Origin of the sequence: Pseudomonas chlororaphis subsp. piscium (genome assembly GCF_003850345.1) — a bacterium.
In the GTDB taxonomy this organism is placed as follows: domain Bacteria; phylum Pseudomonadota; class Gammaproteobacteria; order Pseudomonadales; family Pseudomonadaceae; genus Aquipseudomonas; species Aquipseudomonas piscium.
On sequence record NZ_CP027707.1, the window covers coordinates 562,203 to 577,763 of the forward strand.

Annotated in this window: 7 protein-coding genes; 2 read left to right on the top strand and 5 right to left on the bottom strand. The window is 62.9% G+C overall.

The genetic code is table 11. The features are described 5' to 3' along the window. Positions 1 to 102 precede the first annotated feature (102 nt). On the bottom strand, positions 103 to 4,056 hold the full coding sequence (putA, locus tag C4K38_RS02555; RefSeq protein ID WP_053277151.1) for a trifunctional transcriptional regulator/proline dehydrogenase/L-glutamate gamma-semialdehyde dehydrogenase: 3,954 nt from the start codon (positions 4,054 to 4,056) through the stop codon (positions 103 to 105). 461 nt (positions 4,057 to 4,517) lie between these two features. On the opposite strand from putA, the gene putP reads away from it, so the two are divergent. After that, positions 4,518 to 6,002: a sodium/proline symporter PutP gene (putP, locus tag C4K38_RS02560; RefSeq protein ID WP_053277152.1), complete on the top strand. Its 1,485-nt coding sequence runs from the start codon at positions 4,518 to 4,520 to the stop codon at positions 6,000 to 6,002. Between the two features lie 161 nt (positions 6,003 to 6,163). Next, a complete protein-coding gene (locus C4K38_RS02565) occupies positions 6,164 to 7,000 on the top strand; it encodes a 23S rRNA (adenine(2030)-N(6))-methyltransferase RlmJ (RefSeq protein ID WP_053268078.1) in 837 nt (278 codons plus the stop codon). 48 nt (positions 7,001 to 7,048) lie between these two features. Here the strand turns inward: C4K38_RS02565 and msrA are convergent, their stop codons facing one another. From msrA to aceE, 4 genes are all read right to left on the bottom strand, one after another. Next, positions 7,049 to 7,696: a peptide-methionine (S)-S-oxide reductase MsrA gene (gene msrA / locus C4K38_RS02570; RefSeq protein ID WP_007926804.1), complete on the bottom strand. Its 648-nt coding sequence runs from the start codon at positions 7,694 to 7,696 to the stop codon at positions 7,049 to 7,051. 73 nt (positions 7,697 to 7,769) lie between these two features. Beyond that, positions 7,770 to 10,463: a putative bifunctional diguanylate cyclase/phosphodiesterase gene (locus C4K38_RS02575; protein WP_053277153.1), complete on the bottom strand. Its 2,694-nt coding sequence runs from the start codon at positions 10,461 to 10,463 to the stop codon at positions 7,770 to 7,772. A 310-nt stretch (positions 10,464 to 10,773) separates the two neighbouring features. Next, entirely contained in the window at positions 10,774 to 12,708 is a 1,935-nt protein-coding gene (gene aceF / locus C4K38_RS02580) for a dihydrolipoyllysine-residue acetyltransferase (protein ID WP_053277154.1), read from the bottom strand. A gap of 11 nt (positions 12,709 to 12,719) precedes the next feature. After that, positions 12,720 to 15,365 (bottom strand): pyruvate dehydrogenase (acetyl-transferring), homodimeric type, encoded by a 2,646-nt coding sequence (gene aceE, locus C4K38_RS02585; protein ID WP_053277155.1) that lies wholly within the window; start codon positions 15,363 to 15,365, stop codon positions 12,720 to 12,722. Positions 15,366 to 15,561 lie beyond the last annotated feature (196 nt).

The following is a 15,561-nucleotide window of genomic DNA, read 5'->3' on the forward strand; positions in this document are numbered from 1 at the left end:
GCGAGGCTTGCCCGCGATGACGATCTGCCAGGCACAGAAAAACCCCGGACAAAAAAAGGGCGCCGGTAAGGGCGCCCTTTTTCATGCCGCTGACTGACAGCCTCAGCCGATGGTCATCAGGCTGGCGTTACCGCCGGCCGCCGCGGTGTTGACGCTCAAGGCGCGCTCGATCACCAGGCGTTCCAGGGCAATCGCGGTTTCGCCTTGCGACAGGCCGTGAACCCCGACGATGGCGCCGGCACGCTTGGCCACTTGCTGGCAGACCGCGCGCAGCTGGTCGGAGTGGCCGTGATGCAGGACCGCATCGAACACCACTTCGTCCTTGGTCCAGTCGGCCACGCGCTGGATGCGCGCTTGCACTTCCTTCGGCAGGCGGGCGTAGAGCGCCTTGCCCGGCTCGCCTTCCGGCCAGACCGCCGAACCACCCACCGCCAGGACGGCAGCCAGTTGGCTCAGCAGGTCGCCCTCGACTTCCGCCAGGCACAGCACGTGTTCGCGCGGCAGGATGGCGTAGCTGTTGCGTTCGCCGGTCGGGCCGGCCAGGACGCGGGTGACACCGCTCTGTGACTGCGCCGCGAACTGCGCGCACAGGGCGCCGAGGTCCGCCAGCTTGTTGCTGTCGGCCCAGGCTTGCAGGGCGCTCAGCGGCTTGCTCATGGCATCGCGCAGGCGCACGTCCGGTGCGTTCAGGGCATCGCCACGGGCGAACGACTGCTCGATGGCGTCGGTCGGACGGGTCGACAGCAGGCGGTACAGGTACAGCGGGCCACCGGCTTTCGGGCCGGTGCCCGACAGGCCTTCGCCGCCGAACGGCTGCACGCCGACCACGGCACCGACGATGTTGCGGTTGACGTAGACGTTACCGGCGTTGACGTTGTCGATTACCTTGGCGATGGTCTCGTCGATGCGGGTGTGCACGCCCAGGGTCAGGCCGTAGCCGGAAGCGTTGATCTGCGCGATCAGCTGGTCGATGTCCTTGCGCTTGTAGCGCACCACGTGCAGCACCGGACCGAAGATCTCCCGTTGCAGCTCGTCGAAGCTTTCCAGTTCGATCAGGGTCGGCATCACGAAGGTGCCGCGCTTGATTTCTTCGCCATCGGCGATCGCCACCTGATACACGCTGCGGCCTTTGTCGCGCATGGCCTGGATGTGTTTCTCGATGCCGGCCTTGGCTTCGGCGTCGATCACCGGGCCGATGTCCACGGACAGGCGCTCGGGGTTGCCCAGGCGACTTTCTGCCATGGCGCCCTTGAGCATTTCGATCACGCGGTCGGCGGAGTCTTCCTGCAGGCACAGTACGCGCAGGGCCGAGCAACGCTGGCCGGCGCTGTCGAAGGCCGAGGAAACGACGTCGATCACCACTTGTTCGGTCAGGGCCGAGGAGTCGACGATCATCGCGTTCTGGCCACCGGTTTCGGCGATCAGCGGGATTGGTCGGCCCTGGGCGTCCAGGCGGCCGGCGACGTTGCGTTGCAGCAGGCGCGCGACTTCGGTGGAGCCGGTGAACATCACGCCTTTGACCCGATCGTCGCCCACCAGGCGGGCACCGACGGTTTCGCCACGGCCCGGCAGCAGTTGCAGCACGCCTTCCGGAATGCCGGCTTCGAGCATCAGGCGCACGGCTTGCGCGGCAACCAATGGTGTCTGTTCGGCCGGCTTGGCCAGTACCGGATTACCGGCGGCCAGGGCGGCGGCGACCTGGCCGCTGAAGATCGCCAGCGGGAAGTTCCACGGGCTGATGCAGACTACCGGGCCCAGCGGGCGGTGCGCGTCGTTGCTGAAATCGTTGCGTGCCTGCACCGCGTAGTAGCGCAGGAAGTCCACGGCTTCACGCACTTCGGCGATGGCGTTGGCGAAGGTCTTGCCGGCTTCGCGGGCCAGCAGGCCCATCAGTGGCTGGATCTCGCCTTCCATCAGGTCGGCGGCGCGTTCGAGGATCGCGGCGCGCTCGGCCGGCGGCGTGGCCTGCCAGATCGGCGCGGCGTTCAGCGCGCACTGGATGGCGTTGTCGACGTCTTCGACCGTGGCTTCCTGGACATGGCCGACCACGTCGCGGTGATCGGACGGGTTCAGGACTGGCGCCGGAGTTTCGCTGCTGGAAGCGCAACCGAGCATCGGCGCGGCTTTCCAGTGGTTGTGGGCGGTGGCCAGCAGGGCGCAGGACAACGACGCCAGGCGGTGTTCGTTGGCCATGTCAATGCCGGCGGAGTTGGCGCGCTCGCTGCCGTACAGGTCACGCGGCAATGGAATGCGCGGGTGCGGCAGGCCGAAGCCACCTTCCAGGGTCGCCATCTGCTCGATCTGGCTGACCGGGTCGGCCACCAGTTCCTGGATGGAGATCGACTGGTCGGCGATGCGGTTGACGAACGAGGTGTTGGCGCCGTTTTCCAGCAGGCGGCGTACCAGGTAGGCCAGCAGGGTTTCGTGGGTGCCGACCGGCGCATACACGCGGCACGGACGGTTCAGCTTGCCATCGGCGACCTTGCCGACTACCTGTTCGTACAGCGGTTCGCCCATGCCGTGCAGGCACTGGAACTCGTACTGGCCCGGGTAATAGTTCTGACCGGCGATGTGGTAGATGGCCGACAGGGTGTGGGCGTTGTGGGTGGCGAATTGCGGGTAGATGACTTCCGGTACCGACAGCAGCTTGCGGGCGCAGGCGATATAGGAAACGTCGGTGTACACCTTGCGGGTGTAGACCGGATAGCCTTCCAGGCCTTCGACCTGGGCGCGCTTGATCTCGCTGTCCCAGTAGGCGCCTTTCACCAGGCGGATCATCAGGCGGTGGCGGCTGCGGCGCGCCAGGTCGATCACGTAGTCGATCACGTACGGGCAGCGCTTCTGGTAGGCCTGGATCACAAAACCGATACCGTTCCAGCCGGTCAGTTGCGGCTCGAAGCACAGGCGCTCGAGCAGATCCAGCGACAGCTCCAGGCGGTCGGCTTCTTCGGCGTCGATGTTCAGGCCGATGTCGTATTGCTTGGCCAGCAGGGTCAGCGACAGCAGGCGCGGGTACAGCTCGTCCATCACGCGCTCGTACTGGGCGCGGCTGTAGCGCGGGTGCAGGGCCGAGAGCTTGATCGAGATGCCCGGGCCTTCATAGATGCCGCGACCGTGGGAAGCCTTGCCGATCGAGTGGATGGCCTGTTCGTAGGACGCCAGGTATTTCTGCGCGTCGTGCTCGGTCAGTGCCGCTTCGCCGAGCATGTCGTAGGAGTAACGGAAGCCCTTGGCTTCGAACTTGCTGGCGTTGGCCAGGGCTTCGGCGATGGTTTCGCCGGTGACGAACTGCTCGCCCATCAGGCGCATGGCCATGTCGACGCCCTTGCGGATCATCGGCTCGCCGCTCTTGCCGATGATGCGGCTCAGGGACGAGGTCAGGCCGGCTTCGTTGTGGGTGGCGACCAGTTTGCCGGTCAGCAGCAGGCCCCAGGTGGCGGCGTTGACGAACAGCGACGGGCTGTTGCCCAGGTGCGGCTGCCAGTTGCCGGTGCTGATCTTGTCGCGGATCAGCGCGTCACGGGTGCCTTTGTCCGGAATCCGCAGCAGGGCTTCGGCCAGGCACATCAGGGCCACGCCTTCCTGGGACGACAGGGAGAACTCCTGCAGCAGGCCCTGGACTATACCGGCACGGCCGCCGGCGCTCTTCTGGTTGCGCAGTTTTTCGGCGATGGTCGCGGCCAGCTTGTTGGTGGCTTCGGCCATGGTGGCCGGCAGGCGCGCCTGCTCCAGCAGCATCGGTACCACTTCCGGTTCCGGGCGGCGGTAAGCGGCGGTGATCGAGGCGCGCAGCACCGATTGCGGCAGGATGCTTTCGGCGAATTCGAGGAAGCACTGGTGGGCGTGATCGGTCTGCACTTCGCCGGCGTCATCGCCGTCGGTGCGGGTCGAACCGCTCAGCTCGGTCAGGGTTGCACCACCCTCGAGTTTTTCCAGGTAATTGAAAATTGCCTGCTTGATCAGCCAGTGCGGCGTGCGATCGATCGAGGTCGCGGCAGCCTTCAGGCGTTCGCGGGTTGGGTCGTCGAGTTTGACCCCAAGGGTGGTGGTAGCCATATTTTTATCCTCATGTTTACCACGGTTGCGTGGCATCAGCTGGCGGCAAGATTAGCCGCGAGCCGAAAGAGGTGCAACCGGGTGCAACCTGTTTTTTATCGGAATAATCGGCAGCTCATCAGGAATTAATTTCCGGTTCCGGGGCGGTGCTTCTGCTTGGTGCTTTTAATTCGGTTGCGATGGGTTTTTGCTCCAAAAAGGAGCAAAAACGGGGCGTTCGCCGGAAAAATCGCTTAGGTGCAACTTATTCTCACGAAACAGGTTGCACCTTCTTTGAGTTGTTGAATAGCATTCGCGCCCAAGGTGCAACCTGTCCTCGCGACCGGTTCATCGGCTGATGGCTTTCCTGGGGAAACATCAGTCATAAATGCGCGGAGTGCCAAGTCGTCCTTCAAACGTAGCCGTTTGATAGCGGTGGTGCTGACCGCCGCTACATAAAAACAAAGCCAGGGCGTAACTCAATGAGTGCAAGCAATCCAACCTTGATCACGTTCGTGATCTACATCGCAGCTATGGTGCTGATCGGCTTCATGGCCTATCGCTCGACCAACAACCTTTCTGACTACATCCTCGGTGGCCGCAGCCTGGGTAGCGTGGTGACCGCGCTTTCCGCCGGTGCTTCCGACATGAGCGGCTGGTTGTTGATGGGCCTGCCGGGCGCCATCTACATGTCCGGCCTGTCCGAGAGCTGGATCGCCATCGGCCTGATCGTCGGTGCCTACCTGAACTGGCTGTTCGTCGCCGGTCGTCTGCGAGTACAAACCGAACACAACGGCGATGCATTGACGCTGCCGGACTATTTCTCCAGCCGCTTCGAGGACAAGAGCGGGCTGCTGCGGATCATCTCCGCGATCGTGATCCTGGTGTTCTTCACCATTTACTGCGCTTCCGGCATCGTCGCCGGTGCCCGTCTGTTCGAAAGCACCTTCGGCATGTCCTACGAGACCGCGCTGTGGGCCGGTGCCGCGGCGACCATCGCCTACACCTTCGTCGGTGGTTTCCTGGCGGTAAGCTGGACCGACACCGTGCAAGCCACCCTGATGATCTTCGCCCTGCTGCTGACGCCGGTCATCGTGCTGCTGGCCACCGGTGGCGTCGACACCACCTTCCTGGCGATCGAAGCCCAGGACCCAAGCAACTTCGACATGCTGAAAAACACCACCTTCATCGGCATCATCTCGCTGATGGGCTGGGGCCTGGGCTACTTCGGCCAGCCGCACATCCTGGCGCGCTTCATGGCTGCGGATTCGGTCAAGTCGATCGCCAACGCCCGTCGCATCTCCATGACCTGGATGATCCTGTGCCTGGGCGGCACCGTGGCCGTGGGCTTCTTCGGTATCGCCTACTTCTCAGCGAACCCGGCGGTGGCGATGCCTGTGAGCGAGAACCACGAGCGGGTGTTCATCGAGCTGGCAAAAATTCTCTTCAATCCATGGATCGCCGGTGTGCTGCTGTCGGCCATCCTGGCGGCGGTGATGAGTACTTTGAGCTGCCAGCTGCTGGTGTGCTCCAGTGCCCTGACCGAAGACTTCTACAAGTCCTTCCTGCGAAAAAATGCCTCCCAGCTGGAGCTGGTGTGGGTCGGTCGCGCCATGGTGCTGGTGGTCGCATTGGTCGCTATCGCCATGGCCGCCAACCCGGAAAACCGCGTACTGGGCCTGGTCAGCTACGCCTGGGCCGGTTTCGGCGCGGCCTTCGGCCCTGTGGTACTGATCTCGGTGATGTGGAAAGGCATGACCCGCGACGGCGCGCTGGCCGGCATCATCGTCGGCGCGTTGACCGTGATCCTGTGGAAACACTTCAACCTGCTGGGCCTGTACGAAATCATCCCGGGCTTCATCTTCGCCAGCGTGGCCATCCTGCTGGTGAGCAAGATGAGCGCACCGAGCGCTGGCATGGTCCAGCGTTTCGAAGCGGCCGAGAAAGACTTCAAGCTCAACCACTGATCGGGAGCCGCTGAGGCGGCGCCCTTGCAGTGACTCGAAAAGCCCGCATTCCCTGGGATGCGGGCTTTTTTTGTGGGCGCGTTTGCCCTGTGGACGTTCCCGACACGACCTGACGCCGGCCGTGGCACAGGGTAAACTTCGCCCCCTGCGCAGGAGCAACCATGAACTATCGTCACGCCTTCCACGCCGGCAACCACGCCGACGTCTTCAAACACCTGACCCTGACCCGCCTCATCGCCCTGATGTCGCGCAAGGAGCAGCCGTTCGCCTACCTCGACAGCCATGCCGGCATCGGCCTGTACGACCTCCAGGGCGATCAGGCCAACCGCACCGGCGAGTACCTGGAAGGCATCGCGCGCCTGTGGGGCGAGCAGGACCTGCCAGCGCTGACCGCCGACTACATGGCGGTGCTGCACAAGATGAACCCCGACGGCGAACTGCGTTATTACCCGGGTTCGCCCGAGCTGGCGCGGCGCCTGACCCGCCCCCAGGACCGGGTGTTGCTCAACGAAAAGCATCCGGAAGACGGGCTGCTGCTCAAGGACAACATGAAGGGCGATCGCCGGGTGGCGGTCCACCTGGGCGAGGGCTGGCATGTGGCGCGGGCATTGTTGCCGGTGGCCGAGAAGCGCGCGGTGATGCTGATCGACCCGCCGTTCGAACAGCTCGACGAGATGCAGCGTTGCGCCGCGTCGCTGAAAGAAGCCATCGGCCGGATGCGCCAGACCGTGGCGGCCATCTGGTACCCGGTCAAGGATCAGCGGGCGCTACGCCGCTTCTACCAGGACCTGGCCGGTACCGGCGCGCCGAAGCTGCTGCGTGTGGAGTTGCTGGTGCACCCGCTGGATACCCCGAACAGCCTGAACGGCTCGGGCCTGGCGATTGCCAACCCGCCGTGGGGGCTGGAAGAGGAGTTGCGCGAGCTGCTGCCGTGGCTGGCACAGAAACTGGGCCAGACCCAGGGCGGCTGGCAGATGGATTGGCTGATCGCCGAATGATGTGAGGTTGTAGCCGCTGCCGAGGCTGCTCGGCAGCGGCTACACAGGTCAGATCGGGCAGGTCACGCCTGTGCCGCCGATCCCGCAGTAGCCTTCCGGATTCTTCGCCAGGTACTGCTGGTGGTAGGCCTCGGCATAGTAGAAGGTCGGGGCTTCTTCGATTTCCGTGGTGATGGCGCCCAGCCCGGCCTTGGTCAGCTCGGCCTGGAACACTTTTTCGCTGGCCTTGGCCTGCTCCAGCTGGGTCGGGTTGGTGGCATAGATCACCGAGCGGTACTGGGTGCCGATGTCGTTGCCCTGGCGCATGCCCTGGGTCGGGTTATGCAGTTCCCAGAACATCGCCAGCAGTTCCTGGTAGCTGACTTTCTCCGGTTCGTAGACCACCAGCACCACTTCGCTGTGGCCGGTCAGGCCCGAGCAGACTTCTTCGTAGGTCGGGTTCGGGGTAAAGCCGCCGGCGTAGCCCACCGACGTGCTGAACACGCCCTCGCGCTGCCAGAACTTGCGTTCCGCACCCCAGAAGCAACCCAGGCCGAAGATGGCGAATTCCACGTTGCCCGGGAATGGGCCCAGCAGCGGGTTGCCGTTGACGAAGTGTTCGGCTGGCACGGTCATCGGGGTTTCGCGGCCAGGCAGAGCTTGTTCTTTGGTAGGTAGCACGTTTTTGTTCACCAGAATTTCCGAGCGCAGAACCATGATCAGTCCTCTCAGTCAGGGTGGGATTGAGTAATTAACCAGACTTGCAGTTTGCCCGAGTGTTACAGCGCTGTCAGGCGATTGGGCCGCGCGGATAACGTTTGAGCTTGTCGATCAGCTCCGAGCCGGGGATCGGCCGGTCGAACAGGTAGCCCTGGCCGACATCGCAGCGGTGGCGACGCAGGAAGGACAACTGTTCCGCGGTTTCGATGCCCTCGGCCACCACCTGGATTTTCAGGTTGTGGGCCATGGCGATCACCGCCGAGGTGATTTCCATGTCGTCCTGGTTGGCGGGGATTTCATGGATGAAGCTGCGATCGATCTTGATGATGTCGATCGGGAATTTTTTCAGGTAGCTCAGCGACGAATAGCCGGTGCCGAAGTCGTCCATGGCCAGGGTCAGGCCGAGCTTTTTCAGCTGGTCGAGTTGCTGGTGGGTGTCTTCGGTGGCCTCCAGCAGCAGGCCCTCCGTCAGCTCAAGCTCCAGCAGCGAGGCGGGCAGCTGTTCTTCCTTGAGGATGCTGGCGATGGAGGCCACCAGGTCCGGGTCGGAAAACTGCTTGGGCGACAGGTTGATGGCCACCTGCAGGTTACCCAGGCCAGCGGCGGTCAGTCGCTTGCTCATGCGACAGGCCTGGCGCGCGATCCATTTGCCGATCGGGATGATCAGGCCGGTCTCTTCGGCGACGCTGATGAACTGGTCCGGGCGGATCATGCCCTTTTCCGGATGGTTCCAGCGCAGCAGCGCTTCCATGCCCAGCAGGCGTCCGCTGCGCAGGCACAGCTTGGGCTGGTAGAACACGTCCAGCTCGTTCTGGGTCAGGGCGCGGCGCAGGTTGTTTTCCACGAACAGCTTGTAGCTGGCTTCGGCGTTCAAGGCCTCGGTAAACACCTGCACCTGATGCTTGCCGTTGGCCTTGGCCTTGTGCAGCGCCAGGCCGGCGTTGCGCATCAGGGTCTGCGGGTCGCGGCCGTGCAGCGGTGCACAGGCCAGGCCCACGGAGCCGGTGACGCTGATGAGCTGGTTGTCGACGAACATCGGCTTGTCGAGGGTCATCAGCAGCTGGCTGGCGATCTGTTGGCCGGCTTCCAGGTCGGTGTCGTCCAGCAGCACGGCGAACTCGTTACTGGCGAAGCGCGCCAGGCTGCCGCTCGGGCTCAGGCTGTTGCGCAGGCGCCGGGCCAGGCTGATCAGCAGTTTGTCGCCGGTCTGGTGGCCAAGGCTGTCGTTGATCCGCTTGAAGTTGTCGATGTCCACTAGCAGCAGGCTGATGGGGCTGTCGCTGTCACGGGCGAAGCGTTCGTCGAGGTTGCGGATGAAGGCCGGACGGTTGCCCAGGTTGGTCAGGTTGTCGGTGTAGGCCAGGCGTTCGATGCGCTGCTGGGCGAGCTTGGTCTGGGTGATGTCTTCGTAGATGCCGATGTAGTGGGTCAGTTCGCGGTTGTCGCCATAGACCTTGGAGATCGACAGCTGGCCCCAGTACGGTTCCAGGTTCTTGCGCCGGCTCTTGAACTCGCCCTGCCAGCTGTTGCTCTTGGCCAGGCTGGAGGGCGCGTCGAACAGCAGTTCGCTGAGGTTCTCCAGCGCCGGCAGTTCCGCCAGCCGGTGGCCGTGGACTTCTTCAGTGCTGTACTGGGTGATCGCGGTGAAGCTCGGGTTGACGTACTCCACCACGCCGTCGCAGTTGACCAGCAGAAAGGCATTGGCGCTTTGCTCGACCGCGCGCTGGAACAGGTGCAGGGCGCTGGTGGCGGTACGGCGGTTGTGGTTGTTGATGACCTGGGCGAACTGGTCCGCCAGCTCGCCGGCAAAGGCGATTTCATCGGATTGCCAGGCGCGGGTGTTGCCCACTTGCTCCAGGCACAGCACGCCGACTACCTGGCCGTCGATGCGAATGCTGGCGTCGAGCATGGCGTTGATATTGCGCGGGCGCAGGCTTTCGGCCATTTCCCGGGTGCGCGGGTCGCGCATGGCGTTGTGCGCATCGATGGCCCGGCTGGTGTGCAGGGCTTCGAGGTAGTCGGGGAAATCGCTGGCGTCGATCGCCTCCGGCAGGATGTATTCCTGCAGGTCGCGGTGATAGGCGCAGATCGGCACCAGCAACTGGCCTTCCAGGTTCCAGATGCTGGCACAGTCGATTTCGTAGATGTCGCAGGCGCTGCGGGTAATCAGCTCCGCGGCTTCCAGCAGGGGGTTGTTGGTGCTGTAGCGCTGGCGGGCCAGGAGCAGGATCAGGTCTTGTTGGGCACGCACCCGTTCGAGGTGCTGGAGTTGTTCCTGCTGGGCACGCTGGTTGAGTTCCAGGGCGATTTGCAGGCGGCTGTTCTGGGTTTCCAGGTCGGGCGCGGAGAGCGGCTGATCGTCGTTGAGCAGGCCGTCGACCACCAGGAAATAACCACGCAACAGGTGTCGATTGTGCTGTTTGTAGGCTTCGCCGAGCTCCAGCAGGCTGAGCGAGCCCTTGGCGGTGTGCAGGGTATAGCGAATCAGGTAATGCGGGCTGTGGGTCAGTTGCTGCTGGATCGCATCGTGCAGCTGGTAGCGGGCTTCCGGTTCCATCAGGCTGGCATAGGGCGAGCCGACCAGGGCGCAGAGCTCGACGGCGGGCAGGCCGAATTGGCGTTCACAGTTCGGGTCGAGAAACAGCAGGGCCCAGCTCGCTTCATTCAGCCGTTCGAAACGCAGCATGCCGAGCCGCGAGGGCACGGGCAACTGCGTCACTACCTCGGCCACCATACGGCTGGCGGCATCGGGTTGGCTTTTCATGGGGAAACTCGCTTGGTAAATGCTGATCGCGCCGGGCTCGCGCCCTCTTTACTGTTGCCTGCGGCAAGGTTGCATCATGCGGCACTGACTGACAAGTGAGATGAAGGCTAAGTGCTATAAGAATCTATCGGCAGAACGAGAGATTTCTGAAAACTAATATTTCCTGGTGTTTTACCGGGCTTTGGCCGCTGGTTATAGCGTTTTTTCGGCAAAAAAAAGCCCCGCCAAATCGACGGGGTTGAGGTACGAGCGTGGCGCTCGAAAAGGGTGCAACGGCCGGCTTCCCCATGGCAGGGAAGCCGGCCGAGTCTTACAGCAGGATGGTGCGGATATCCGCCAGCAGATCGCTCAGACGCTTGGTGAAGCGTGCGGCAGCGGCGCCGTTGATCACACGGTGATCGTAGGACAGCGACAGCGGCAGCATCAGCTTCGGCTGGAAGGCTTTGCCGTCCCAGACTGGCTGGATGGTCGCCTTGGAAACGCCGAGGATCGCCACTTCCGGTGCGTTGACGATCGGCGTGAAGCCGGTGCCGCCAATGTGACCGAGGCTGGAGATGGTGAAGCAGGCGCCCTGCATGTCGTCTGCCGAGAGCTTCTTGGTCCGGGCTTTTTCAGCCAGGGAAGCGGCTTCGGCAGCCAGTTGCAGCAGGCTCTTCTGGTCGACGTTCTTGATCACCGGTACCAGCAGGCCATCCGGGGTGTCGACCGCGAAGCCGATGTTCACGTACTTCTTGCGGATGATCGCTTTGCCGCTAGGCGCCAGTGAGCTGTTGAAGTCCGGCAGTTCCTTGAGCAGGTGCGCGCAGGATTTCAGCAGCAGCGGCAGGATGGTCAGCTTGACGCCTGCCTTCTCTGCGACGGCTTTCTGGGCGATCCGGAAGGCTTCCAGCTCGGTGATGTCGGCCGAGTCGAACTGGGTGACGTGAGGCACGTTCAGCCAGCTGCGATGCAGGTTCGATGCGCCAGCCTGCATCAGGCGGGTCATCGGCACTTCTTCGATCTCGCCGAAGCGGCTGAAGTCCACCACCGGAATCGGCGGGATGCCCGCGCCACCGGTTGCACCGGCAGCTGCCGGTGCTTCCTTGGCCTTCTGCATCATGGCCTTGACGTAGACCTGCACGTCTTCCTTGAGGATGCGACCGTGCGGACCGCTCGGGCTCACTGCGTTCAGCTCGACGCCGAACTCGCGCGCCAGTTGACGCACGGCAGGGCCGGCATGAACTTTCGCGCCCGGCTGGGCCGGGGCGGCAGTTGGAGCAGCAGGTGCCGCCGCTGCGGCCGCAGGAGCGGCTTCAGGCTTGGCGGCAGTCGGGGCTGCGGCAGGTGCAGGGGCGGCCGCTGGGGCAGCGCCCTTGACCTTCAGCTTGAGGATCAGGTCGCCGGTACCGACTTCGTCGTCCAGCTTGATCGCAACGCTTTCCACGATGCCGGCGGCTGGCGATGGGATTTCCATGCTGGCCTTGTCGGACTCGAGGGTGATCAGCGACTGGTCGGCTTCAACGCTGTCGCCAGCCTTGACCAGGACTTCGATGATCTTGGCCTTGCCGGCCGAACCGATGTCCGGGACATGGATGTCTTGAACACTGTCGGCCACTGGGGCGGCAGCCGGTGCCGGAGCAGCAGCGGCCGGAGCGGCGGCCTGGGCAGGCGCAGCGGCAGCAGGGGCAGCGCCCGCCACTTTCAGGGCCAGGATCAGGTCGCCGGTGCCAACTTCATCGTTGAGCTTGACGCTGATGCTCTCGACCACGCCAGCGGCTGGCGATGGGATTTCCATGCTGGCCTTGTCGGATTCGAGGGTGATCAGCGACTGGTCGGCCTCGACGGTGTCGCCGACCTTGACCTGGATCTCGATGATCTGGGCCTTGCCCGACGAACCGATATCCGGCACGTGGACCTGCTGGGTCGAAGCGGCGGCAGGCGCAGCGGCAGGGGCGGCAGGAGCCGGCGCTGCAGCTGGTTTTTCCTCGGCCTTGGCAGCCGGAGCGGCGGCCGCTGGCGCCGCGGCAGCGGCACCCTCGACTTCCAGTTCCAGCAGCTCGTCGCCTTCTTTCAGGCGGTCGCCCAGCTTCACTTTCAGGCTCTTGATGATGCCGGCTTTAGGCGCCGGAACTTCCATGCTCGCCTTGTCCGATTCCAGCGTCAGGATGCTCTGGTCGGCTTCGATACGGTCGCCGACCTTTACAAACAGTTCGATTACTTCACCTTCACCGCTGCCGATGTCAGGTACGCGAATGAGTTCGCTCACAAAAAATCTCCTCAGCAGTCCAGTGGGTTGCGTTTTTCCGGGTTGATGCCGAACTTGGTGATGGCCTCGGCCACGACCTTAGGTTCGATGTCACCACGGTCAGCCAAGGCTTCCAGGGCTGCCAACACCACGAAATGACGGTCGACTTCGAAGAAGTGACGCAGCTTCTTGCGGCTGTCACTGCGGCCGAAACCGTCGGTGCCCAGGACTTTGAATTCCTTGGACGGGACCCACTGACGAATCTGTTCGGCGAACAGCTTCATGTAGTCGGTAGAAGCGATGACCGGACCCTTACGGCCGCTCAGGCACTCTTCGACATAGCTCAACTTAGGCTTCTGGCCCGGGTGCAGACGGTTGCTGCGCTCGACTGCCAGGCCATCGCGACGCAGTTCGTTGAAGCTGGTAACGCTCCAGACGTCCGCGCCCACGTTGAATTCTTCACGCAGGATCTTCGCCGCTTCACGGACTTCGCGCAGGATGGTGCCGGAGCCCATCAGCTGTACGTGGTGCGCCGCTTCGCGGGTGTCTTCCTCGAGCAGGTACATGCCCTTGATGATGCCTTCCTCGACACCGGCCGGCATGGCTGGCTGCTGGTAGGACTCGTTCATCACGGTGATGTAGTAGAAGACGTCCTGTTGCTCTTCGGTCATCTTCTTCATGCCGTCCTGGATGATCACCGCCAGCTCGTAGCCGTAGGTCGGATCGAAGGTACGGCAGTTCGGGATGGTGCCCGCCAGCATGTGGCTGTGACCGTCTTCGTGCTGCAGGCCTTCACCGTTGAGGGTGGTACGGCCGGCGGTACCGCCGATCAGGAAGCCACGGGTACGGCTGTCGCCAGCGGCCCAGGCCAGGTCGCCGATACGCTGGAAGCCGAACATCGAATAGAAGATGTAGAACGGCAGCATCGGCTGGTTGTGGCTGGAGTACGAAGTACCGGCTGCAATGAAGGAGCTCATGGCGCCCGCTTCGTTGATGCCTTCCTCGAGGATCTGGCCCTTCTTGTCTTCGCGGTAGAACATCACCTGGTCTTTATCGACTGGCTCGTAGAGCTGGCCGACGGACGAGTAGATGCCCAACTGACGGAACATGCCTTCCATACCGAAGGTACGGGCTTCGTCCGGGATGATCGGCACGATGCGCTGGCCGATTTCCTTGTCCTTGACCAACTGCGCGAGGATCCGCACGAAGGCCATGGTGGTGGAGATTTCGCGGTCGCCCGAGCCGTCGAGGATAGCCTTGAGGGTTTCCAGTGGCGGGGTCGGAATGTTGAAGCTCTTGGCGCGACGCTGAGGCACGAAACCGCCCAGTGCGGCACGACGCTCGCTCAGGTAGCGGGCTTCGGCGCTGCCTTCTTCCGGTCGGAAGAACGGCAGGTTTTCGATTTCTTCGTCCTTGACCGGAATGTCGAAGCGGTCGCGGAACAGCTTCAGGCTGTCGACATCGACTTTCTTGGTGTTGTGCGCGGTGTTCTTCGCTTCGCCGGCGCCGGTGCCATAACCCTTGATGGTCTTGGCCAGGATGACGGTCGGTTGCTCTTTGTGGTTGACCGCTTCGTGGTAGGCCGCATAGACCTTGTACGGGTCGTGGCCGCCACGGTTGAGTTTCCAGATTTCGTCGTCGGACAGGTCTTCGACCATCGCCTTGAGTTCTGGCGTGTTGAAGAAGTGCTCACGCACGAAGGCGCCGTCTTTGGCCTTGTAGTTCTGGTACTCGCCGTCGATGACTTCGTCCATGCGGCGTTGCAGGATGCCGTGGGTGTCCTTGGCCAGCAGTGGGTCCCAGAAACGGCCCCAGATGACCTTGTTCACATTCCACTGGGCACCACGGAACACGCCTTCGAGTTCCTGGATGATCTTGCCGTTGCCGCGAACCGGGCCGTCGAGGCGCTGCAGGTTGCAGTTGATGACGAAGATCAGGTTGTCCAGCTTCTCGCGGCCGGCCAGGGAGATCGCGCCCAGGGATTCCGGCTCGTCGCACTCGCCGTCGCCCATGAAGCACCAGACTTTCTGCTTGCCTGGCTGGATGAAGCCACGGGCTTCCAGGTACTTCATGAAGCGCGCCTGGTAGATCGCCTGGATCGGACCCAGACCCATGGATACGGTCGGGAACTGCCAGAAGTCAGGCATCAGCCATGGGTGTGGGTAGGAGGACAGGCCGTTGCCGTCCACTTCCTGACGGAAGTTGTTCATCTGGTCTTCGCTGATGCGGCCTTCCATGAAAGCGCGAGCGTAGACGCCAGGGGAAGCGTGGCCCTGGAAGTAGATCAGGTCGCCGCCATGTTCTTCGGTTGGCGCCTGGAAGAAGTAGTTGAAGCCGATGTCATACAGAGTCGCACTGGAAGCGAAGCTGGAGATGTGACCGCCCAGGTCAGAATCTTTCAGGTTCGTACGCATGACCATGGCCAACGCGTTCCAACGTACCAGCGAGCGAATGCGGCGTTCCATGAACAGGTCGCCAGGCATGCGTGCTTCGTGGGTGACGGGAATCGTGTTGCGGTACGGCGTGGTGATGGCGTAGGGCAGTTGCGAGCCGCTGCGGGTCGCGAGTTCGCCCATACGGGTCATCAGATAGTGAGCACGGTCTTCGCCTTCTTTGTCGAGAACCGATTCCAGGGCGTCCAGCCATTCCTGGGTTTCGACGGGATCGAGGTCTTGCATGGCTTGCTCCAGGGCGGAAAGGCTTCCAGAATCGGTTGCCTGAGTTTGCGACTGGCCTTGTGGGCAGACGATAAAATTCTTGGATTGCCGAAGGTTGATACGGCGGCGTGTAGTTTTACTACAAATCGTCGGCCATTTCAGCCTTTCGAATGTATAGACGAGTAGTAAAACTACAGAAGATTGGCTTGTGGCCTCC